Consider the following 21,454-nt stretch of genomic DNA (forward strand, 5'->3'; position numbering starts at 1 on the left):
CTCCCAAGGACCGCGTGGACCCGCCGCCGGCGCCCCCGGACAACAGGAGAACCGACCCCCATGAGCACCCTCACCCCAACGGACGTGATCCGTCCAAGCCTCGACGAGCTGCTGCTCCCCACCGGCCACCCCGACCACCCGCCGGTCTACGACGCCAAGGACGGCCTTCGCGTCGATCGCCGCAACACCGTCGCTGGGGTCTCCCCGTTCGAGTCGACGACGTGGGTGTCCAAGCCGTGGCAGATCTTCGACAAGGGCACCGTGGTCGCCGAGGGCACCTACGAGGTCCCCGAGGCCATGGGATCCACCGCGGTGTCCATCACCGCGTCGAAGTACGCCCGCAAGACCCTGGTGCCCCAGTACGACCTGGTCACCGGCGAACTGATCCGTGACGCCGACGGCCAGGTCGTCCTGGGCCGCGAGACCTCGCTGAAGATGACCGTCGCCAGGATCGCCAACGCGTTCATGTTCTGGGGCCAGTCCGGCGGCTACTTCGCTTCCGCCGAGGACGCCGCCGCGTTCCGCGACGAGATGCTGTACCTGCTGATCCACCAGAAAGCCGCCAACAACAGCCCCGTGTGGTTCAACGTCGGCATCCACGAGGCGTACGGCATCATCGAGTCGGCGTCCGGCAACGTCTACTACGACCCCGACCTCGGCGAGGTCCTCGCCAGCCCGCACCGGTACTTCCGGGCCGCCGTCAACGCCTGCTTCATAACCGTCATCAATGACACCCTCGTCGACAACGCCGTCGGGTCGATGACGGAGAAGTCGATCTTCGGCAACATCATGGACGAGGCCCGCCTGTTCAAGGACGGCTCCGGCGCCGGGGCGAACTGGTCGATGATCCGCGCCGCCGGCGAGCCGCTCACGGGCGGAGGGACCTCCTCCGGCGTCATCAGCTTCCTCAAGGTCGCCGACGTCGCCGCCGGGTCGATCAAGTCCGGCGGCTACGCCCGCCGTGCCGCCAAGATGGTGGTGCTCGACGTCGACCACCCCGAGGTCCGCGAGTTCATCGGCCTCAAGGTTGAGGCCGAGCGGATGATCCCGTTCCTCGAGGCCGGTGGCTACCCGGTCGCCTGGAACGACCCGAAGGGCGCCTACGCCCAGGTGCCGTGGCAGAACGCCAACCACACCGTGTCGGTCTCCCACGACTTCATGGACGCCGTCCGCACCGACCGCAGCATCGACCTGACCGCCCGCAAAGCCGTCGGGGAGGACGGCAATCCGCTGGTCATGGACACCGTCCGGGCCCGCGAGCTGTGGGACGACATCGCCGAAGCCGCATGGGAGTGCGCCGACCCCGGCCTGCACTTCAACGGCACCATGAACGACTGGGCCACCGCCCCCAACGACGGTCCGATCAGGGGTTCCAACCCCTGCTCGGAGTACCTCCACGTCGACGGGACCGCCTGCAACCTCGCGTCGCTGCGCTTGACCGGCTGGTGGGACCCGTCCACCGGCTTCGACATCGACGGGTTCGCCCACGCCTCCCGCGTCTACACCATCGGCCTCGAGATCGCGGTCCACATGTCGCACTACCCGTCGGCGACGGTGGCGTTCAACAGCTACGAGCACCGCACCCTGGGTTTGGGCATCTGCGACATCGGCGGCCTGCTGATGCGCTCGGGGATCGGCTACGACTCCGATGAGGGCCGTGCGGTGTCGGGCGCCATCCAGGCGCTGCAGACCGCTGTGGCCTACGAGACCTCCGCGGAGATGGCCCGAGCGCTCGGGCCGTGCAAGGCCTACGAACGCAACACCGCCGAGATGCAGCGGGTGCTGCGCAACCACCGGCGGGCCGCCTACGGCACCCTCGCAGCCGACCGGGCGGTCGGTGACTACGAGGGCCTGACCGTGACGCCGGTCGGGATCGACCACGGCGTCCTGGCCCGCACCCCCTTCGCGTCTCTGTCTCCGGCGGCCGTCGCCGCCGGCGACCGGATGGTCGATGCCGTTGCCGAGCACGGCGCCCGCAACATGCAGACAACTGTGACCGCGCCGACCGGCACGATCGGCATGTTCATGGAGGCCGACACCACGGGGCCGGAGCCGCTGTATTCGTTCGTGGCGTTCAAGACCCTCGCCGGCGGCGGGGCGGTCAAGTTGACCGACACCGCGGTCTCGGCCGGTCTGCTGTACCTGGGCTACACCCCCCAGCAGGTCCGTGACGTCGAGGTCCACATCGCCGGCACCGGCACGCTTGACGGTGACCAACCGGTCAACAGGCGCATCCTGGCCGCCGCTGGGGTGCCGGCCGACGTCATCGCTGCCGTGGAGTCCGGGCTGTCGAACGCCATGGACCTGCGGTCGGCGTTCGGCCCGTGGCTGCTCACCGGCGAGGAGGCCGAGTCGTTCGCCACCGCCAACGGGATCACGTCGGCGACTGGCAACTGGCTCGACGAGCTCGGGTTCACCACCGAGGAGATCGACGCGTCGTCCAGGGCCATATGCGGCCACCACAACATCACCCACGCCCCCCACGTCTCCGATGAGCACAAGGCGATCTTCCTGGTCGCCGACGCCGGCGGGGAGGACGGCCGGTCGCTCGACTGGCAGGGCCACGTCCGCATGCTCGGTGCCACAGCCCCGTTCCTGTCCGGCGCGGCCTCCAAGACCGTCAACCTGCCCGGCGACGCCACCGTCGATGACATCCGTGACTGCCACCAACTCGCCTACGAACTCGGCGTGAAGGCGGTCGCGGTCTACCGGGACGGCAGCAAGTACTCCCAGCCGCTGTCCTCGGCCGGGACGCTGAAGCAGAAGCCCACGATCGTGGTCGACGGCGAGGTGAAGGTCAGCACTGCCCCGCAGCCGACCGAGGCCGAGGCGGTCCCCGTGGCACCCGCCGAGCCGGTGGATTCCTACGCCGTGGTCGCCGACGCGATCCGGTCCGGCGCCGCACCGATCGGCCATGTCGAGGAGCTCCGCGAACTCCTGGACCTGGGCACCGAGTCCGTCGGGCTGTCCGCCGATGAGTTCGCCCGCGCCCTGGACACCAAGGACAAGCACGCGCTGAAGGAGCTGCTCGCCCAGCTCGGCGACATCCCGGAGGGCATGAGCCCGCAGGGCTTCTACGAGGGGCGCAGCCCCCGGAAGTTCCGAATGCCGTCGGTGCGCGCGTCGGTCACGGAGAAGTTCACCATCGGCGGGCAGGACGTCTTCCTCACCCACGGCGCCTACCCCGACGGCACCTGCGGGGAGTTCTTCCTGAAGCTGTCCAAGGAGGGCGGCACCACCGAGGGGCTCACGTCGATGCTGGCCACCGTCGGCTCCATGGCGCTGCAGCGCGGTGTCCCGTTGAAGGAGATCGTCGACAAGTTCGTCGGGCAGCGGTTCGAGCCGTCAGGGATCGTGGCCGGCCACCCGAACCTGAAGATGGCCTCCTCGATCCTGGACGCGGTCGGCCGGATCCTCGCGTTCCGCTACCTCAACGGTGACGGGGACTACGAGAAGTACGTGCAGGTCCAGGACAACCCGTTCGTGACCACGCCCACCGCGTGGCAACCCGGGCTGGCCCTCGACGGGATCGAGGCCGCGCCGAAGTCCAGGGCGGCGTCGCCCGCGGCTGTGCCGGGCCCGTCCCCGGTCTCGCCGGTGGCGGGGCACGAGAGCCTGCTCGACATCGGCGACGCCCCGGACGCATCGAAGATGCTCGGGGGCAAGACGTGTCACGACTGCGGGTTCGACGCGATGTTCCCCAACGGGATCTGCGACGTCTGCCGGCACTGCGGAAGTTCAAGTGGATGTAGCTGAATCTCTGCTAGTAATGCTAGCACTACAGTAGGAGCGTAGGGCCCCGATCCGTGAGAGTCAAGGATCGGGGCCCTCGCCGTTCCGGGAGATCACGCCCCGGGCGACAGGTCTGGAATGGCCGTGGCGCGAACGCGCAACGTCGACCCCAGGAGCCCCCCGTCATGCCAGGCCGAAACTGCGGACACCCCCTGTCCTCCGGCAAGGGCACCTGCTCCCACAAGGTCTCCGACGGACCCTGCGCCGCCGGACACCCCGCCAAGACCTCCACGACTGTCACGGGCGGCTCCGTGGCCGTCACAGTCGCCTCCACCGACCCCATGTGCCCAACCAACATCGTGGCCCCCGACAACGTCCCCCAGCGGATCGTGGACCGTGTCGTCGCCGCCAAGCCCAAGATCACCTACCACGACGAGTGGTTCACCCCGTGCACGAAATGCGACGGCACAGGCCACTACGCCAAGCCCGGCTACGGAACCAGCATGTGCTTCGCCTGCAAAGGCGCCACCCGAACCTTCACCAAGGACGGCCGCAAGGCCGCCAAGGCCGCCAAGGAGGCAGCCAAGGCAACCGCCGTCGGCGACTTCGTCGCCGAACTCTCCGCCGACGACGAACTCGCCACAATCTTCACCCGCGTCGTCGACGCATCGGTCGAGGCCGCCGAGGGGAACGAGTACGTCGTCCCAGAGACGGTCCACACCCACGGCGGCAAGCCACCGTTCCCCCAACCCGCCCACGACATCGTCTGGAAGGCAATGGGAACGGGCCGGATGCCATCGGAGAAGGCCGCCGGCTTCCTCAGGAAACTCATGGGCGAGCACGACCAGAAGGAAGCGGAGAAGGCAGCCAAGGGCCCCGCCAAGCCTGCGCCCTCCGGCAAGGTCACCGACACCTACAGGGTCATCAAGGCCGAGTACCGCCACAACCCCTACGGACCGGGCGGCGGCACCAAGATGCTCCTCGAGCACCCCAAAGACGGCTACCGGGTCTGGGCCACCTGCCCAGCAGCCCTCGACCGCACCACCTACGAACCCAGCGACCTAACGGGCTGCGAGATCAGGCTCTCCCTCGACCTCCAACCCTCCGACGACGACGAGACCTTCGCGTTCGGCAAGCGCCCCAAGCCGGTTGCCGAAGGCACTGAGTGGGACGCCGTCGCCCCCCATGTCGCACGTGCCGCGAAGGATGCCGGCGTCCCTCCAGGCATGGTCCGACAGATCGCCGACGGCATCACCGACCTCGCCTCCTACAAGAATCCGGGAGAGGTCAACAAGATCACGATCGCGGTCATCCGCGGGGACCACGACACCGTCCAGGCCCTGCTTCCACCGGATTCCGCAGCAGCGCTCCTGGGCCAACCCGGCTGACACAGGTCACTGACCGGTCGACCGTAACGGCGGCCAAGACACAAGCCAGCACCGAAGGCTCACTGCGACACGAACGGGTCGACAGACCCCAACGCAAGACCTCCGGCCCGAAACGCAGAAGGCCGCCCCACGGTTTCCAGGCCAAGACGGGACGGTCCTCTGCATGACAACCACCCTTGAAGGGGGCCATCTCAATGCTCTTGAGTTCAACCCGACGCGCATCGGGCGGGGACAACGGTAACGCGCCCAAGCCTCTGCGGTCAATCACTTCGGACGCTTACGAAGCGTCCGAACGGTCAGGGACCGTCCGGGACGCTTCGTCACAGATGCTTGGTCAGTTGTTCCACGACCCGCGCGTGCCCGGTCGCCTGTTCCCGGATGACGTCGCGCAGCTCGACGACTCGCCGTTCGAGTTGGGCGACACGCTCCCGCAGAGCGTCTCGTTCGCCCACGATGGCCGCCAGGTCGGCATCAGCGGGCGCATTCGCGTCTTCGGCGGCGACATCAGCGTCCTGGTCGGACCTGATCGGCACCACATTGCTCGTCGGAACGGCAGGAAAGTTCAGCCTGCTGGCCAGCGTCGGCTGCCGGCCGGCCAGCAGCTCGTCCAGGAGCGCACGGTCGATCGACCTTGTCTGGGCATGGCCACCCCGGCCAGTGCAGTGCCTGTTGGCGAGCGCCGTGTCCAGGGTTGTGGGCGGGTCGGCCACGATGTCCAGCAGTTCGCGCACCCGGTGCTTGCCGAAGGACAGGTTGTGCGGGGAAAGGCGGTCAGCGAGGTACTCGCGGATGGCGGGGATGCCGTCGACCCACTCGATCTCCTCGCCCGCGGGGGAAGCGTCCGGCGTCATGACAGCGAATCCTACCGGACCATCCGGACCGGAGGCATGCGCCCCGGACGCTTCGTTGCGGACGCTTCGGGGGTGGCGGCGTGACCGGCACCTCCACCATCGCCGCGCTCTTCGGTCTCGACCGCCACAGCGACGGGTGGAAGACGCAGGCAGCCTGCCGAGACGTCGACCGCGACGGCGTGTTCTACAAGGGCGACGGCGGGATCGATGACCTCTACGAACCAGAACCCGACTTCTCCGACGCTTTGGCGATCTGCGCCGACTGCTCCGTCAGCGCGCAGTGCCTGAAGGTGGCCATCGCCATGCGCGACCACCAGGGAGTCGCCGGCGGCATGACCCCCCGCGAAATCCAAGCGCTCATCACCCGGGGCGGCGCACCACACGGGACCCTGTCCCGATACGCCGAGGGGTGCCGGTGCGACCCGTGCCACGAGGTCGGCTTCGAGTTCGCTCCCCCCGCCATGGGCATCCCCGCCTTGTAGCCACGGGAATCGGCTGGGGGTCGCCACTGCGCCCCCAGCGCGGGGACCCGGGGCCGGAATGGTCCGGGCATGCCTCACCCACCGCCTGTCGGCGACCCCCGCAACCATGCAGCCATGGACCCACTGGGGAGTTGCGTCTAGGTGCTGGCAAAGGGACACGCGCTGTCCGGCGCCGCCGCGTTCCTCGCTGCGGCCCCGTTCGTGACCAGCAACCCCGCCGAACTCGCAGTCGGGACGCTGTTGTGCGCCGGCGCTGCGACCGCACCCGACATCGACCACCCGGGGTCGACCGTCAGCCGAACCGGTGGACTGGCCACCCAGGCGCTCGGCGCCGCCGTCAACATGGCCGCCGGCGGGCACCGGCAGGCCACCCACAGCCTCGCCTTCGTCATCGCAGCGACCGCAGCCGTCCACTTCGCCATCGTCGCGCCGGCCGTCTCGACCCCCGCTGCGGTATTGACCGGGTTCCTCCTCGCCGTCTCCGGACCGCTTCTGGCCCGCACCTTCGGTGGCCGGCTGTCGTTCGGCGCCTTCTTCCTCATGGCCGCCGGGTCCGCGTGGGCCATCCACAACGGCCTCGTCCCCCTCGGTGAATGGTTCACCATCGCCGTCGGGCTGGGCACGTTCACACACCTGCTCGGAGACATGCTCACGCCCGAAGGTGTGCCATTGTTGTGGCCGATGCGACGACGATTCGGAATCGGCCTCTTCACCACCGCGGGCGCGGTTGAGGGCGTCTTCACCTTCCTGCTTGCCATCGGCACACTTGGCCTCGCCGTCCGCGCCGTCACTGGTGTCGCGTGACGACACACCAATGCACCTCGCTGGCCACAACCGGCGGCAGATGCGGACACCCCGTCGCACGGCCCGGCGGCGACTGCGGTCGGCACAGCAAGAAGGACCCCTCCACCACCGCCCTGCCTGCCAGCATGGCACTCGCCCTCGAAGACCCGTTCGGCCCACCCAAGGACGACGGCGGAATGCGGCCCGACGGAACCCCATGGCCAACGGTCGTCGACATCGACGGCAACACATGGACCCGCCGGCCACCCTCGAGGCTGTCACCCTCGGCGTTCAATGACTGGCGATCCTGCCAACGGGGCTTCGCGTTCGACCGCATCCAACGCCGCCCTTCCGAACCCGGCCTCCCCGCCACCATCGGCGTCCACGTCCACCGGGTGCTCGACCTCGTCATGGAACTGCCCCCGCAGGAGCGCACCCTCGACCGGGCCCTCGCCATCCACGAAGGACTCAACACCAAGCTGTGGGAGGCCTGCCGCCGACTCCAAGCCGGCGAACCCGCCGCGGAGGTCGTCGGCGACCGCGACAACCGTGACGAAGACATCCGCCACGCAGTCGAGGTCGTGGTGCTCCGCCCAGGCCTGCGCGCCTGGAACGACGCCGTTGAACGCGGCGTCCGCGGCTACTTCGCCATGGCCTCACCCGAGAAGGTCGAGGTCATCGCAACCGAGCAGAAGTTCGAACAGAAGTGGGAGGTCCGCGACTCCGGCCTGATCGTGCCGATCACCGGATCAGCGGACCGCCTCGACCGACTCCCCGCCGAGTACGGCGGCGGCATCCGGGTCATCGACTATAAAAACGGCAAGGTCATCTCACCCAAGTTCGACAAGGGCGAACACGATGACCAGATCCTCACCTACGCTGCGATGGTGGAGGAGGACACTGGGGAACTCCCCACCGCCGGGCTACTGCTGTACGTGTCGCACCAAAAGCCCAAGCATGTCGAAGTGACGCCCGAGAGGGTCGCCGACGTCAAGGGCCGCATCGGCCGGGCCTGGGCCGACATCCACGACAAGTTCGAGGACGACTCCTACGAACCGAACCCCGGGCCGCTGTGCGGCTGGTGCCCGCACATCCGCGAATGCGATGCCGGCCAGGCCGAAGTGAGGATGCGCGCGGCCCGCGGGACGGGACGGGGAGGCCTGCGCGAGGACGCCCCTGCCAGGACGCTGCTGCCCGACCTGTCCCTCGCCTCCGTCTAAGAGATGTCCCGTAATCCGACGGCCGCGAGTTGGCGGCCGGTCGGTGGGGCATTCGGGTTCGTCGTCGCCTCCGGTCCCACGTGGTCGCCCGCGTGAGCGGGCGTCTCATTGGGGGTTGGGGGCGGGACCGTTCCCGTTCGGGGCGCAGAACCAGCAGTGAAGCTGGTGGCCGGGTCACCCTCTGCCGGCAGGATGCCGGGGTCGGGTGTGTCGGTTGACGCCCACGGGTGCTCTTGCACACCCGCAGTCTGAAAGATCGTGGTACGGCTGGCGGGGTCAGCGGCCAACTGCCCCGCGAGCCGGTAGTCGACGATGGCGGTGGAGGGCTCGTCGGGGTCGGCCATGTCCACACAAGACGCCAGGACCGCGGAGACGGCGTCCCGGCCACCCGCCAGCCCGCACACGACACATCGGTGCGTGCGCTGGGAGAGCGGCTTCTTCTCCCGGTGACCGCAGGGGCAGTGCTGCGACATCGCGGTCTGCCTGGTACCCGCCCGCTTCACCGTCGCACCAGGCTGGGCGGCAGCAACCTCCCGCTCGATGGCGGCGATCAGCAGTCCTGGGGTGAAGGCGTGCACGGCCCGGCCCCACTGGCGTGCCCATGCGGTGATCGATCCGTGCTCGATGGTCAGGTCGGTCCCATGGACGGCGACCAGGTCACCGGCCATCCGGTCGGCCGTCTGGCGACGTGCGATCGTGGCCGCTCGGGCCTGCTTGGCCGCAGCGGCGCGGCCCCGGCGGTAGCCGTTGGTTAGGGTGTCTCGGCGGTAGGCGCGTTCGGGTTTGCCGTCCGCTCGGGCCTTGCGGGGCCCCTTGGGCATGTGGGCCTTATTGGGAAGGCCTCGGTCGGCCCGCCGCTTGGCCGCCCGTTCCTGCCGCTTGGACAGGTGGTACTGGTCGGCGTTGGAGTTCCGGCGGCTGCGGTCGAGGGACTTCTGCCGGCGTCGTTCCTTGACCCGGCGGGCCTGCGCGCGTGCATTCTGGTCGGCGGTCCGTTCGATCGTCGTCACTGCGAGGTCGCTGCCGTCGCCGTCGTGGCTGGCGATGGTGATGTTGGAGACGTTGACGTCCCCACCGGCACGCCGGCCAGCGGGCACCGACTGGCGGCGCTGCTGGGTCGACTCGGAGACGTAGGGGTCGGTGAGGCAGAGCAGGTGGGCCTCGTAGGCCCAACCACCGGGCCTGTTGGGGTCGCGGTGGCGGACGAGGTCGATCTGGTGCCACGCCTCCGGCCGGCCGAGGAAGTGTTCGAGGTGCGCCCGTTCCGACGGAGCCGTGGGCAGCCGGACCGGGAGGACCAGGTCGCCGCTGCCGACGTTGGACATCACCACCATCAACGGGCCGTCCCAGGCCCACCAGTCCTTGGACCGCATCCCGGTCGGCGGAGCCGGGGTGGTAACGGGACGGTGGTGCCGCCAGCCACCGTGGGCCATGGCGGGCCTGGTGGCGTCGAGGGTGCCGTGGAGTCGGAAGGTCTCCCACTTGTTCCCGGTGGCGGTGTGGGATCGGGCGCGGCCGGGGATGTGGTGGAAGTCCCACCAGCCCGTGATGTGCGGGCGGCCGGACCGTCGGCCGACCTTGTCGGGGAACAGGTGGCGTCGGGTGGGTTCCCACACGGTGTCGGCCAGATGCAACCCGAGTGCTTTGGACGACCAGCACAGCAGATGCGGCGCACGGTCGAGATGCTCCTTGGCCGCAGCTTCCAAGCCCTTCTTGGTCAGCTCAAGCCGTTCCCGCACCCGCTTGGGTGCGTCCTCATCTGCGGCGCGTTCGTGGTGGGCGGCCCAGTACGCATTGATGCGGTGTCGGGCATCGGACTGCACCGCCCGCCGCAACTGGAAGCATGCACCGAACAGCTTCTCGACCTTCCGGCGCTGCACCGGATCAGAGGTATCCAGGGCGAGGCGGATGGTGGCCTTCGGCAGCCCGTCAGCGGACCAGTTCCCCTCCGGGGACCGGGTCTTGCCACGCGTCCGTCGCACCTTCGTTGTCACACCAGGAACGTACGACGGGGGTGTGACACCAACAATCCGACGGCTGGTCGTGTTGACCGGCCTGACCCGCACCCAGCTCGACACCATCACCGCCGCGCTGGCGAGTCCACCGGGCCCCGGTCGCCCGTGGGCGCTGCCGTTGCCCGCCCGGATCGTGCTGACAGCAGCGGCGTTGCGGACCAACCTGACCGTCCGGCAGATCGCGGCCGTGTTCGACATCCCCAAGTCCCAGGCCCACCGGATCATCACCGACCTCACCCCGAAGCTGGCCGGACTGCTGCCCAGCACCATCGACGGCGACCGCCGTTGGTCATGGACGGTGGACGGCACCCTCATCCCGACCCGCGACCGCACGGTAGCTGGCAAGTCGAAGAACTACCGGTACTCCACCAACGCCCAAGTCCTCAGCCGACGCCGTGATCTGCTCGTCATCGACATCACCGGCGGTGGTGCCGGGAACCGCAACGACACCATCCCCTACCGCGACTCCACGGTGCAACAACGGTGTGCCGAGCATGGGCGGGTGTATGCCGACGGCGGCTACCGCGGCATCACCGAACTCCATACGCCCACGTTCGCTGGCGGCCGGATCGTGCGGGATGCCGCGTGGCGGCGCCACCGCAAGAAGCGCGCCCGGGCGGAGCACTGCATCGCCCGGCTCAAGGACTGGCAGGTCCTGCGCGACCACCGCCGACGAGGTCACCGCCTGCCCGACACCCTCCGCGCCGTCGCCGACCTCCACAACCTCCGCATCCTCACCCGCACCCCATTACGGGACGTCACTTAGTCGTCGAGGCTGCGGGCCACGAGGTCACGCACGGGCAGGGGGAGCCGATCGAACACCGGCCACCCTTCCAAGCGGGCCGCAAGGGCAGCCATGTGCACTTGGCTCCCTGGGCGTGTCGAACGGCGTTCTCCGGTGAGGAACCGCCCGAGTGTTCGGAACATCATCGTGCACCGTTCGGTGCACACGAGGGTGTTGGGGTTGCCGGGAGCGAACTTGGTGCCACACATCGCGCATTCGCGTTCACCGTCCACCAGAGCGCTGACGGACCCCGGGACGGGTTCGGGGCTGGGTGGGCAGGCGTCCTCCCATGGCCGGCCGGGAGCTAGGGCCTGTGTGTCGCGCAGAACCGTCTGCGCCGACACGCCGTCGCGTTCCGCGATGGCCCTGGTGGACAACCCTTGGACGCGCATGTCGACCCACCGCTTGGCCCGTGCCGCAGCGAACGTGCAGTCGCTGCACTGACAACCCCGGTTGAACGGCACCACCCCGGGTGACGTCCCGTGCGCACGGTCGTGCACGGTGGCAGTCCGTGGGTCCCGGATCGGACGGGCAAACTTCATGGCTGCACCGACGCTCCTGCCCGCCAACCGCCGACATCCTCCGGTTGCGGCGCGGCGGCCGGAACGACAGTCGAGGAGGTGTCCTCCCTTGGTGGGAAGGATCCGCCGTTGCCCTCCTCCCGTGCAGCCGTCTCCTTCGCCGGGGCAGCTTCGGTCTCTGCCCTGTCCGTTGCGCCGCTGTCGACGTCGTTTTCGATCCGGTCGCGATCCTCCTCGCCCTGTCGCACCCGCTCGGTGGTCTCGAATGCGTGTTCCTCGGCGTCCCGTGCCGCCTCCCGTGCATGGGCGAGTCGGTTGCGTTCCGATTCAGCGACAGCGGTCAGGTGAGAGATCCGTTCGTTGAGCTCCTCGAGCAGTTCCCGTGCTTGCGCCTCGCTGGCTGCGGCCCGATCGGCCTCCGTCTCGGCTTCCGATGTTTGGGCCTGCAGGGACGCGATGTCCTGCTCCAACTCGGCGGCCCGTTCCCTTGCCGCATCGAGTTCGCGTTGCGCTGCGTCGTGTGCTTCCTGCGCCGCCACGGAGGCCTCGGTCGACTCGGTGACCGCATCGGCCGCCTCCTGCTTTTCGCCTTCGAGACGCTTGATCGCGGCCTGCTCGGCTTCGAGTTCTTCCCGTGTCCGGGCCAGGAGGTCACGGTGTCGGTCACGCTGCTCGGCCAGTGCCCGGCCCTGCTCGACCGATTGGGCGATGTCCTCCTCAAGGGCCTGCCGTTGCGTGCAGGCGTTGTCCCGTTCTTCCAGGGCGTGCTCTGCGGCGGTGAGTGCTTCGTCCCGTTCCGCTGCGAGCGACTCGGCGTCCGCACGCGCAAGGCGCGTCCGTTCCTTCGCCTCCTCGATCAGCGATGTGGCCTCGGCGGTCACGTCCTTGGCCCTTGCCAGCGCAACACGCGCCTCGTCCCGCTCACGCTCAACCGCTCGCAGGGCCGCTTCTGCGGTCGCCCGTTCCTCCTCCGCGTCGGCGACAGCCGTCACGGCGTCGTCGCGGGCGGCGACCGCGTCCTCGAGCTGACCGGTCAGGCGCTGCAGCGCGTCCCTGATGTCAGCGGCACGGCCCACCAGTTCGGCGGCCTCACCCTCGACCGCCTCGGCGCGAGCGGCAGCCTCTTCTGCGGCGCGACGCAACTCGTCGTGCTCGACGGTCGCAGCCGCCTCCGCCTCCTCAGCAACCCGCAGGTCGGCGGCCGCGTCTTCAAGGTCCGCCTTGGCCCCAGTGAGGGCTTCCAATGCTGCCTGCTTCTGCCCTTCGGCGGCAGCCCTCGCCGCAATCGCAGCCCGGTGCCGTTCCGCCGCCGCCTCGGTTCCGACGGTGAGCTCGCGGAGGGTTTCGCGGACCCGTTCCAGTTCCTCGGAGGTGCGCATCTCCTCCTGGCGGGCCGCATCGCCGTCAGCTTCTGCCTGCTCGGCCTCGCTGATCAAGACGGCAGTCCTTGCGTTGAGTTCCTCGGTCTCGGCGGTCAACCGCCGGAGTTCCTCGGCGGCCTTCTCGGCCCGCGCTGCTGCGTCATGGGCCGCCGACTGCGCGTTCTCGCGGCGGTCTTGCGCCTCCTGGTGGCAGCGCTCCGCCTGCTCATGGCGTTCCCTGCACTCCGCGAGGTCGGTCTCGGCCGTCGCGGCCGCCTCGGTGGCGTCGGCGAGCTGCGCTTCGGCGGCAACGGCGGCGGCCTCACTGTCGCGTGCCAAGGCCATGGCATCTTCGAGCAGGGCAACGATCGCGTCCCGGTCGCTGATGAACCTTCGGCGTTGGGCTTCCCGCGCTTCCCTCTCGGTCGTCGCGGTGGACACCCGGCGGCGGAACTCCCCGATCGCAGCCTCGGTGGCGTCAGCGGTCGAGCGCGCAGTCTCCGTCTGGGCGACCAGGACACCGAGTTCCTGCTTGATCTGCTCGACCGCGGCCTCGGCAGCCTCGGCCTCGCTGCGCGCTTCCCGTGCTTCCTCCTCTGCCGCCTCGGTCTTCCTGACGGTTTCCGCCGCTTGCCTGCTGATCCGTTGGAGTTCATCTGCTGCGGAGACGTGGGTCATCCCCAGGTCGGTGGCGCGTTCCACTGCGTCGTCGCGGGCCTGACGGGCCCTTTCGGCCTTGGCCTGCAGGTTTCGCAGCTCCTCTCTGGCCCGTTCGACCTCAACGGAGATCTCGTCGATCTCGGCGGTGTCGTGCTCGATTGCGGCTCGGGCCTCATCGGCCTCAGCAACGGCCGCGGCGAGTTGCGTGGCGAGTTCGGCCGTGTCGTCAAGGAGTCGAGACCGTTCCGCGATCAGGTCCGCCAGGGTTCGGCGTTGGGAGTCGGCTGCGGTCCGGTCCGCCTCTGCCGTCTGGGTCGCCGTTGCGACTTCGGCCTCCAGCCGCGCGGCCTCCTGCCGGGCCTCCGTGACGCGCTGCCGTGCCTCTTTCAGAGCGGCTTCTGCATCCCGACGCTCCTGCAAGGCTTGATCGGCCTGCGCGGTTGACGTCTCGACCACGTCGTGGAGTTCGTCCAACCTGTCGAGTAGTTCACCGTGCTCACTGAGCAGGTCGGCCAGTTGCGCCTGGGCGTCCTGGGCTGCCGTGCGGTGGACGTCGGCGCGTCGATCCTGTGCGGCCTGTTCCCCTTCGGCGTTGCGGACCTGCCGGCGCGTCGACTCGACCTTGAGCGCCGCGCGGACGAGTTCCGCCTCACCGACGCCTCCGGCCGATGCGTCCATCAGTGGGTCTTCGTCAGGCTCCTCTTCGGGGAGGAACGCCCACGGGTCGTCCTCGCGGGGCTGGCCGGAACCGTCATGTGTCGCCGGGGCTCCGTGGCCGGCCGCTCCTGCTGTGACGCCGGTGGCTTCTGGGTGTTCCACGTCTCTGATGGTCGGCCGCACGGGCCGTCATGACGGACCCTTGCACAACCCGAGCCAATGCGCTAGCATTGCTAGCGGTACATTGCATGCCAGCCGTGGCCAAGCGAAGGAGGAGTCAAGCGATGATCGTCACGAGCACCTGCACCCGACCCGAATGCTCGGCCCCCATGCGGCGCGACGGCCTGTGCTTCCCCCACTTGATCCTGGCCGCACAAGGACCCACCGAGCCCTCCACCCCGGCAACCATCGCCAGCAAGTACTCGTGCGGCGAGTCCGAGTGCACCGAAGAGGTCCACGCCAAGGGACTCTGCAAGGCCCACTACGAAGCCGCGCGGCGCACCGGTGCCCTCGTCGCCAAGACCTGCAACATGGACGGGTGCGACGACGCGCACTCTGCCCGCGGCCTGTGTGCCCGGCACTACATGCAAGCCCGCCGCGGCAACCGTGAGGCCCAGGCGGCAGCGGCCTGACATGGGCGACCGACAACGTCTGGCCGCCCATCCCGACCCGCTCGTGCGCCGCCTCGCAGCCCTGACCTTCGAGGACCTCCTCGACATGCAGGACCGAGGCGTCCTCACCGAGTTCAACGATCTGCTGCAACAAGCGCTTATCGACATGCTCACAAAGGCCAACGAGCGGCTGCGCCGACGTGTAGCGACACTCGAGGGAGCGGGCTAGACCGTCGCCCCGGCGCGCACGGCGATCGGGTTGACCACCACCGCCTCGTCAATCCCGGACCAGCCGAGCCGATCGATGCCCTTGGCGCGCAGGCAGGCCAGCACGTCACTGCGTTCCACGTCGTCGCGCACCGCGATGCGGTCGGGCCCGTGAGGGCCGAAGATGTCGATGCCCATCCCGATGCCGATCTGCGGCGGGATGACCGACTCGGCGACCGATCGGCCTGTCGGGTCGTACTCGACCGGTGAAGACGGGATCATGCCGAGCGGGACCGGTGTCAGGTCCTCCACGACCACGGTGAAGTCGAGCCTGTTCATGAGCCGGCCGACCACGTCGGACCACACCAGCGCCAAGGGCGGCATGATCGGATCGTCGGAAAGGTCCACGAACACTCGGCCGGCCTTCCCCGTTGCCCGGTCGGCCCGCTCAGACGACCCGAACCCGGCCGGAAGTCCGAGCAGGCGTCGACGGCGCTGGGAGAGCAGAACCCCGGACTCGAGGACATCCAGGATCCCGCCGCGCCCGAACACCGGGGCCACGTGGTGCACACCGGTGCCGACGACCAGTCGTTCGGGAGGGGCTGCGATGCGCAGGCGTCTGAAGGACACGATCCCGGCCGGTCCGATGTGCGGGCGGGGGTCATAGCGGCCGGTTGATCGCATGGCCTCCACCCCGGCGTACCCCAGCCGATGGGCGAGCACCTGCTCAACTTCTGCCGAGGGCGCGTCGCCGGGAACGGCGAGCGACGGGTCGACGACGTTGAGGTTGGCAACGAGCCACCGGTGAAGATGCCCGGCCCGGTCAGCAAGGCCGGTTGTCACGCCGGCACGACCGAGCGCCCCAAGGAGCCGTTCGGGCGTCGTCTCCGGCAGCCGACCGACAGCGATCACGTGGAGGGCGTCCCCATCGTTGATCCAGCTCAGGGTGATGCGGTCGATCCGGACCGCCTCGACTCCCGCGATCGAGGTCAACCCATCCCATGTGACCCGGCCGTGCACGTTGCGTACAAGCAGCGGCCACAGCGGTTCCGCCGGAGGGCCTGCGGAGCGCAACAAGCCAACGATCCCCGGGTCGAGTTCGGCACCCAGCATCGTCCATTCGCGACCCCGAGGATCCGGGGTCACCAGAAGGCTTGCTGGTGCGCCCACGGGGGTCGGTGCACCGGCTCCGAGGAGGAGTTGCGGTGTCCCGCCGGGGGCACCCACCGAAGGCGGGGCGGCGGGAAGAAGCAGTCCTCCGGCGTCCATGTGCTGGCCTCAGGCGGCCGGGTAGCGCACCCAGGGCGTGTAGTTGCCGTTGGCGGCGTCGCTTTCGATCTGCGCCCAGGCTTCTGCCAGCCGGCCGGTCCGGTCAGGCGCGTGCGTCCACCCGTTGGCAGTGGGGTCGTAGCCTGCGGGGAACCGGGTGTCGTCGTCGTAGGTGCAGCCGTCGAACCGGGCCGTGTCGATGTTGCGGACGTTGGAAAGGTCGGCCCCGTGGAACTGCGACGCCGTCCAGCCGGAACCGTGCAGGTCCGCAGTCCCGAAGTCGACCCTGTGCACGGAGGTGCGCATGCCGATGGTGTGGCGCATGTTCGCGCCGTCCAGGGAGCCGCCGTGCATCGAGGGGACGCGGGATTCGGCCAGGTCGGCATCGGTGAAGTCCGATGCGACGTGCAGGCCGCCGACGGCCGCCCGGTTGGCGTTGAGGGCCGTGAAGTCGCAGTGGGTGAAGACCCCGTCGAGGCGGCCGCCCTTGAGGACCGCTCCGGAGAAGTCGCAGCGGTGGAACTCCGGTTCGTCGTGGAAGGCCACCGCCGACAGATCCTCACCGGCGAAGCTGGCGTTGTCGTGCCGTCCGCTGACCAGCCCCTCACCGATGGCCTGTCCGACGGCCGACGGTCCGGATCCGGCTGTGCCGAACGGGTCGGCTCCCAGCGAGGTCGTGGAGGGAACGTGGGTGTCGGGGAGTGCCGCCTTGGTCGGGTGTCCGGCGGCGCATTTGCTGGCACCACTGATCGGGTGCCCGCAGCGACGGCCGTCTGCCGTGCGTGCTCCGCAGGTCTGCGAGTTGCTCATCAGGATCTGGTCCTCGGGTTCGACGTCGATGTCGTAGACATTCCGTGTTGCCGTAGCCGGTTGACACGGTCAACCGCAGAGGGCTACTCGCAACCGGTGAGGATCGCCTTCAAGGCACCGTGCTCGGCTGGGGTGAGGATGAGGTCGTAGGCCACCACGACGCGGACGAACCGGTTGGCGTACAGGCATGCAGCCGTGGGGTCCTCCGGTTGCCACCTGTCAGGACCGAGCGCCCCTTTGGCCCGGTTCGACGACGCCGTGACCGCCACGAGGTTCGCCGGGTCGTTGGCCAGTTGCTCCCGGCGCGGGTCGTCGGCCGCCCACTCCGCGGCCCCCGAGGCGTGTGCCCAGCCAAGCGCCACCACATGGTCAACGTCGGCATCGGAGGGATCGGCAAGTTCCTGGCGGTCCCAGACCGACACCAGCGTGCCCGTTCCGGCAACGACCGTGCAATCGCTGACGGTCGCGCCGTTGAAGTCCCGAATCAGCGTGTCCTGCCGCGCGTTACAGCCGTTGCCGTCCGGATCCACCCAGTGCGGGAATGCCGAGCGGTCATACCCGCCGCCGTCGAAGGGGGCGGCCCCTTCAACCCGAGCCGAGGCGAGAACAGTCAGGCCACTGCCCGCCGGCAGCTCGGGCGCACCCGGCGGACGTTCCAAGGCGATGGCCGCGGGGACGGTGTCCGACCGACCCTCCCCGGCAGGGGTTTCCGCGGCAGTGGGTTCGGCGCGGCCGGTGTCCCCGTCGGGGTCTGACGGACCGGTGCCCGATGCGTCGTTCTCCGTCGCAGGCAAGAGGTTGGTGATGGCACCGCCGGTCTGCGGGCCGAGCACGACCCCCAGCACCACAAGGACGGCCAGGGCCACCAGCGCACCCAACGGCACCTCGGCCACCACCTCCTTGATCCGCGTCACGGAGACGGCCAGGAGGCGGCCAGCAGCGCCGCCTCCTTCCTCGTCCAGGTCGCTCCCCGGGTCTGCCCAGGGGGCGTCGTCCCAGTCGTCGTCCCAGTCGTCGTCCCAGTCATCGCCACCGCCATCAACGGCGGCGGGAGGCCCATCCGTCGTGCCCTCGGCACGGTCGTCCCTGCGACGCCACGGGATGGTCACTCCTCGCACTGCGCCAGCGCCCGAATCCGGCCGGCGAACCCCTCAAGGTTGCCGGCGAGCATCAGCAGCGTGGCGGCGTCCCGCGATGACACGGGCGCACCGTTGGCCACCTGCCCGCTGACGGTCCGGATGTGCGGTTCGACCTTCTCCGACAGCCCGTTGTCGATGTCGCGGAGACGACGGATGAGCGCGTCGGCGTCGACGGGGTCCGGGTCCGCCACCTCATCGTCGGGCTCGATCTCCTCAACCCGGTCCAGCACGCCCAACGGCCGGTCCGGCTCGAGCCGCTCGGCCATCCCCCGTTCGGCTGCCACCTGGTTGACGATCTCGTCGGCACCCATCTCCGGGTTGTCACGGCGCAGCAGCATGGCCTCCTCCACGAGCCGGGAGTCGGCACCGTCCTCTCCGAACTGCTCGATGGCGGTCAGGATCTCATCGGCGGCGTCCTGACCGGAGGCCGCCGTGACCTCGGCTGCTGCCTTCCTTGCCCGGTGTGACGCACCCTGACCGTCGAGCTTGGCCGACAGCGTTTCGCCCAGGTCCCGGAACTGCTTCGCCTTGGCCTTCGCGGTCGGCTCAGACATGTCCAACCCCAACGCCTCGGCGGTGTCCAACCAGTTCGCCCCCGTGGTCCCCAGCCCCGCAATCGAATCCTTCCATTCGAACAGGGCCACGCACCGGTCCGCCGGGTTGGAGATGCCCATGATCTCATCGGGAACCTCCTGGTCCTGTGCCGTGACCCGCTCCACCAGCAGCTTGCAGCGGGCCATCCACAACGCACGACCGACATCGGTGGCGGTGAGGTCCTTCCGCTTGATGTTCTCCGCAAGCTGGACCGCCCACAACTCCCACTCGCTGAGCGGACCGGGAAACACCAACGCCTTCATCGTCCCGTTGAAGTGGCGGCTGTCGATCTCCTCGGCGTGGGCGAACTCCAGCGCGTTCATCCGCCGCTGGCCGGCGATCAACTGGAGGGTGCCGTCAGGCAACTCCTCAACGATCACCGGCTGCAACTGCCCGATGAACCGCATCGACTGGATGAGTTCGTCAACCCCTTCGCGGGTCAGGGCGTGCGCCTGGGCCGGACGGACCTGGGGGTTCACCCGCGGCGCGCCCTTGCCGAGCACGGGCAGGTCCCGCAGTTCCATCGACTTGAACCGGTCCGATGTGTCCAGACGCGACAACAGGTCGATCGTCTCATCGACACGATCGGTTTCGACGGTCTCTTCCGGGGCGGTCAGGGTGCTCACTGGGTCTCCTCAACGGGTCTGGTCTCCACCGCCATTCCTGTCACCGGGGCTGACACCCACCCGCCCACGAACCCGGGCGCGACCATCACCCCCATGGACCACGTTGATCTGTACTCCCCCGACCTCCCCGAACGGGTCGCCGCACTGGTCGGGGCGCTCCCCGGGGTCGAGGCCACAACGGTTGACGGCAAGCGAGTTCGCGGCCCGATCGTGTCGTTGGACAGCACCCCGGGCCGCCCGGTGTCCTTCTCCATCAGGACCGACAAGGGACGGCAGTCCCTCTCCGCGGCCCAGTGCCTGTCGCTGGCGGTGATCGGCCCAACCGGCTGAAGCCCGGAATGGCAGGGGGGACGCCCCCGACCCATGAGGAACGCCAACCGGTGACGACCACGACGACCTTCCGCAACACCACGACCCGACGTCGGCCCGATGGCAGCCTCGCTCCCGTCCGGCCCCACGAGGTCACGGTCAAGCGGGCAACGCCGATCACACCCGCCCCGACGACGATCGCACCGATGGTCGACCCCGGACTCGACCCGATGTCTGGCCGGCCCACGGGCGACCTCTCCGCTGACGAGTGGGCACGCTACGCGGACTTGTGGCACGCCCGAGCCGACAAGGCCGAAGCCGCCGGTCCGTCCGACCGCGTCAATGCGGCGCTGTATCGCCGACGCGCAGAGATCTGCGAAGCGCGGGGCAAGGCCGACTTCCAGGTCCTGCTCAACCCCAACGGCAAGATCGCCAACGCAACCCCGATCGACACCTACGAGGGGCCCCGCTGGGCGGTGTACCCGGCCCGCGACACGGCCCGGTCCGGCAAGCCGCGGTTCATCAACCCCGATGGCAAGCATGCCGCCGAAGGTTGGCGGACTGACACCAAAGCTCTGCCCGCCTGGGCCGAGGTGGTCATGTCCACCACCACCCAGACCGCACTCCTCCGCACCTACCCGGTCAACCGGTGAACTGCGGACGCCCGACCCCCACCGGCCCCTGCAAACGGCCCCGCCAGCAGGGGGCCACGGGTTGCGGCGTCCCCCACAAGCCCAAGTCGGTCGCCGCAGCGGCAACGATGACTCCAGCATCCAAGGTGGCGGCGGCCACCGACCCGATGGCGGAAGTCATCCCCTTCCCCTCGGGTGCCGCACCGGAACCCACTGCCCGCAACCGGCCGCGTGTCCGCCGCGACCCACGCCTGGACGATGCCCGGATCGGCGGACGGCCAATGGCCGAGATCGCCGCACTCCCCCCGACCCCCGACAGGCTGACGCGGCCGCCGGTCGTCATGCGCCGCGGGAAAGCCGTCGTTGACCGGTCCCGCGACTGGAAACCCGGCGTGTTCCGCCGACTCGGCTTCGACACCCCTGAACAACTCGCTGAACTCAACGGCCGGTGGTCCGGCTACTTCTCAGCCGATGACATCGCCACGTGCGAGGAAAGCGGCATCGCACCGCAAGTCGCGCTCGAACGGGTCGCCCAGACCGCTGAGATGATCAACAAGGCCCAAGCCATGATGCGCGCCGCAGCCGAGAAGGCGGGGGTCACACCCAGCGAACTCGACCCGGACATCGACCAGTGGCTGTTCTGGGCGGCGTTGACGTTCCGCACCACAGACCCGGAGCAAAGGGGCAGGTCGGTCACCCAGTACGCCCTAACCGTCAACGAAGGCGGCATGCTCGGCTGGGACCTCAACCGCCGCATCCTCGAAGCGGTGGTCCGCCATGGACCCGGTGCCGCCTGACCAGTT

The 21,454-nt window shown here is 69.2% G+C and carries 18 protein-coding genes; 11 read left to right on the top strand and 7 right to left on the bottom strand.

The window, feature by feature from the left end; translation table 11 throughout:
• The first annotated feature begins 60 nt into the window (after nucleotides 1–60).
• Both DVS28_RS27660 and DVS28_RS27665 read left to right on the top strand, forming a co-directional pair.
• Complete coding sequence (locus DVS28_RS27660) at nucleotides 61–3,756, top strand: TSCPD domain-containing protein (RefSeq protein WP_164711208.1); 3,696 nt, start codon at nucleotides 61–63, stop codon at nucleotides 3,754–3,756.
• A 161-nt stretch (nucleotides 3,757–3,917) separates the two neighbouring features.
• Entirely contained in the window at nucleotides 3,918–5,120 is a 1,203-nt protein-coding gene (locus DVS28_RS27665; RefSeq protein ID WP_114594862.1) for a hypothetical protein, read from the top strand.
• A gap of 320 nt (nucleotides 5,121–5,440) precedes the next feature.
• Here DVS28_RS27665 and DVS28_RS27670 read toward each other — a convergent pair whose 3' ends face one another.
• The gene (locus DVS28_RS27670; RefSeq protein WP_114594863.1) at nucleotides 5,441–5,971 is read right to left on the bottom strand and encodes a hypothetical protein; all 531 of its coding nucleotides are present in this window, start codon (nucleotides 5,969–5,971) and stop codon (nucleotides 5,441–5,443) included.
• An 80-nt stretch (nucleotides 5,972–6,051) separates the two neighbouring features.
• Here DVS28_RS27670 and DVS28_RS27675 point away from each other — a divergent pair, with 80 nt between their 5' ends.
• From DVS28_RS27675 to DVS28_RS27685, 3 genes are all read left to right on the top strand, one after another.
• Complete coding sequence (locus DVS28_RS27675) at nucleotides 6,052–6,453, top strand: WhiB family transcriptional regulator (RefSeq protein ID WP_164711209.1); 402 nt, start codon at nucleotides 6,052–6,054, stop codon at nucleotides 6,451–6,453.
• Between the two features lie 141 nt (nucleotides 6,454–6,594).
• A complete protein-coding gene (locus tag DVS28_RS27680; RefSeq protein WP_114594865.1) occupies nucleotides 6,595–7,257 on the top strand; it encodes a metal-dependent hydrolase in 663 nt (220 codons plus the stop codon).
• Between the two features lie 125 nt (nucleotides 7,258–7,382).
• Nucleotides 7,383–8,456 carry a RecB family exonuclease gene (locus DVS28_RS27685; protein WP_114594866.1) on the top strand — a complete coding sequence of 358 codons (1,074 nt, stop codon included), beginning with the start codon at nucleotides 7,383–7,385 and terminating at the stop codon, nucleotides 8,454–8,456.
• On the opposite strand, the gene DVS28_RS27690 is transcribed toward DVS28_RS27685, so the two are convergent.
• Nucleotides 8,453–10,450 carry a transposase gene (locus tag DVS28_RS27690; protein WP_164711210.1) on the bottom strand — a complete coding sequence of 666 codons (1,998 nt, stop codon included), beginning with the start codon at nucleotides 10,448–10,450 and terminating at the stop codon, nucleotides 8,453–8,455. The genes DVS28_RS27685 and DVS28_RS27690 overlap by 4 nt on opposite strands.
• Nucleotides 10,451–10,472: 22 nt before the next feature.
• Here DVS28_RS27690 and DVS28_RS29010 point away from each other — a divergent pair, with 22 nt between their 5' ends.
• Nucleotides 10,473–11,237, top strand: a complete 765-nt coding sequence (locus tag DVS28_RS29010; RefSeq protein ID WP_164711211.1) for a transposase family protein — start codon at nucleotides 10,473–10,475, stop codon at nucleotides 11,235–11,237.
• Between the two features lie 556 nt (nucleotides 11,238–11,793).
• Here DVS28_RS29010 and DVS28_RS27705 read toward each other — a convergent pair.
• On the bottom strand, nucleotides 11,794–14,475 hold the full coding sequence (locus DVS28_RS27705; protein WP_114594870.1) for a coiled-coil domain-containing protein: 2,682 nt from the start codon (nucleotides 14,473–14,475) through the stop codon (nucleotides 11,794–11,796).
• A 263-nt stretch (nucleotides 14,476–14,738) separates the two neighbouring features.
• Between DVS28_RS27705 and DVS28_RS27710 the strand changes: the two genes are divergently transcribed.
• Both DVS28_RS27710 and DVS28_RS27715 read left to right on the top strand, forming a co-directional pair.
• Nucleotides 14,739–15,086 (top strand): hypothetical protein, encoded by a 348-nt coding sequence (locus DVS28_RS27710; RefSeq protein WP_114594871.1) that lies wholly within the window; start codon nucleotides 14,739–14,741, stop codon nucleotides 15,084–15,086.
• A 1-nt stretch (nucleotide 15,087) separates the two neighbouring features.
• A complete protein-coding gene (locus tag DVS28_RS27715) occupies nucleotides 15,088–15,294 on the top strand; it encodes a hypothetical protein (protein WP_114594872.1) in 207 nt (68 codons plus the stop codon).
• On the opposite strand, the gene DVS28_RS27720 is transcribed toward DVS28_RS27715, so the two are convergent.
• The 4 genes from DVS28_RS27720 to DVS28_RS27735 form a co-directional block, all read right to left on the bottom strand.
• Nucleotides 15,291–16,265, bottom strand: a complete 975-nt coding sequence (locus DVS28_RS27720) for a hypothetical protein (RefSeq protein WP_164711213.1) — start codon at nucleotides 16,263–16,265, stop codon at nucleotides 15,291–15,293. The two genes, DVS28_RS27715 and DVS28_RS27720, sit on opposite strands and share 4 nt — an antisense overlap.
• Before the next feature lie 285 nt (nucleotides 16,266–16,550).
• Nucleotides 16,551–17,351 carry a pentapeptide repeat-containing protein gene (locus DVS28_RS27725; protein ID WP_114594874.1) on the bottom strand — a complete coding sequence of 267 codons (801 nt, stop codon included), beginning with the start codon at nucleotides 17,349–17,351 and terminating at the stop codon, nucleotides 16,551–16,553.
• Nucleotides 17,352–17,434: 83 nt separating this feature from the next.
• Nucleotides 17,435–18,460, bottom strand: a complete 1,026-nt coding sequence (locus tag DVS28_RS27730; protein WP_164711214.1) for an HNH endonuclease family protein — start codon at nucleotides 18,458–18,460, stop codon at nucleotides 17,435–17,437.
• On the bottom strand, nucleotides 18,457–19,710 hold the full coding sequence (locus DVS28_RS27735) for a ParB/RepB/Spo0J family partition protein (protein WP_114594876.1): 1,254 nt from the start codon (nucleotides 19,708–19,710) through the stop codon (nucleotides 18,457–18,459). Before DVS28_RS27735 ends, DVS28_RS27730 begins: the two co-directional genes overlap by 4 nt.
• Before the next feature lie 93 nt (nucleotides 19,711–19,803).
• On the opposite strand from DVS28_RS27735, the gene DVS28_RS27740 reads away from it, so the two are divergent.
• From DVS28_RS27740 to DVS28_RS27750, 3 genes are all read left to right on the top strand, one after another.
• The gene (locus tag DVS28_RS27740) at nucleotides 19,804–20,040 is read left to right on the top strand and encodes a hypothetical protein (protein ID WP_114594877.1); all 237 of its coding nucleotides are present in this window, start codon (nucleotides 19,804–19,806) and stop codon (nucleotides 20,038–20,040) included.
• Nucleotides 20,041–20,090: 50 nt separating this feature from the next.
• Nucleotides 20,091–20,672 (top strand): hypothetical protein, encoded by a 582-nt coding sequence (locus DVS28_RS27745; RefSeq protein WP_114594878.1) that lies wholly within the window; start codon nucleotides 20,091–20,093, stop codon nucleotides 20,670–20,672.
• A gap of 260 nt (nucleotides 20,673–20,932) precedes the next feature.
• Nucleotides 20,933–21,448 carry a hypothetical protein gene (locus tag DVS28_RS27750; RefSeq protein WP_164711215.1) on the top strand — a complete coding sequence of 172 codons (516 nt, stop codon included), beginning with the start codon at nucleotides 20,933–20,935 and terminating at the stop codon, nucleotides 21,446–21,448.
• Nucleotides 21,449–21,454 lie beyond the last annotated feature (6 nt).

This window comes from Euzebya pacifica, from assembly GCF_003344865.1.
Lineage (GTDB): Bacteria > Actinomycetota > Nitriliruptoria > Euzebyales > Euzebyaceae > Euzebya > Euzebya pacifica.

Excerpts from the sequence above, each read along its gene's own strand:
- DVS28_RS27665 (WP_114594862.1), top strand. The coding sequence starts at position 3,918 with ATGCCAGGCCGAAACTGCGGACACCCCCTGTCCTCCGGCAAGGGCACC.
- DVS28_RS27685 (WP_114594866.1), top strand. The coding sequence starts at position 7,383 with ATGGCACTCGCCCTCGAAGACCCGTTCGGCCCACCCAAGGACGACGGC.
- DVS28_RS27670 (WP_114594863.1), bottom strand. The coding sequence starts at position 5,971 with ATGACGCCGGACGCTTCCCCCGCGGGCGAGGAGATCGAGTGGGTCGAC.
- DVS28_RS27740 (WP_114594877.1), top strand. The coding sequence starts at position 19,804 with ATGGACCACGTTGATCTGTACTCCCCCGACCTCCCCGAACGGGTCGCC.
- DVS28_RS27705 (WP_114594870.1), bottom strand. The coding sequence starts at position 14,475 with ATGGACGCATCGGCCGGAGGCGTCGGTGAGGCGGAACTCGTCCGCGCG.
- DVS28_RS27660 (WP_164711208.1), top strand. The coding sequence starts at position 61 with ATGAGCACCCTCACCCCAACGGACGTGATCCGTCCAAGCCTCGACGAG.
- DVS28_RS27710 (WP_114594871.1), top strand. The coding sequence starts at position 14,739 with ATGATCGTCACGAGCACCTGCACCCGACCCGAATGCTCGGCCCCCATG.
- DVS28_RS27750 (WP_164711215.1), top strand. The coding sequence starts at position 20,933 with ATGGCCGAGATCGCCGCACTCCCCCCGACCCCCGACAGGCTGACGCGG.
- DVS28_RS27725 (WP_114594874.1), bottom strand. The coding sequence starts at position 17,351 with ATGAGCAACTCGCAGACCTGCGGAGCACGCACGGCAGACGGCCGTCGC.
- DVS28_RS27715 (WP_114594872.1), top strand. The coding sequence starts at position 15,088 with ATGGGCGACCGACAACGTCTGGCCGCCCATCCCGACCCGCTCGTGCGC.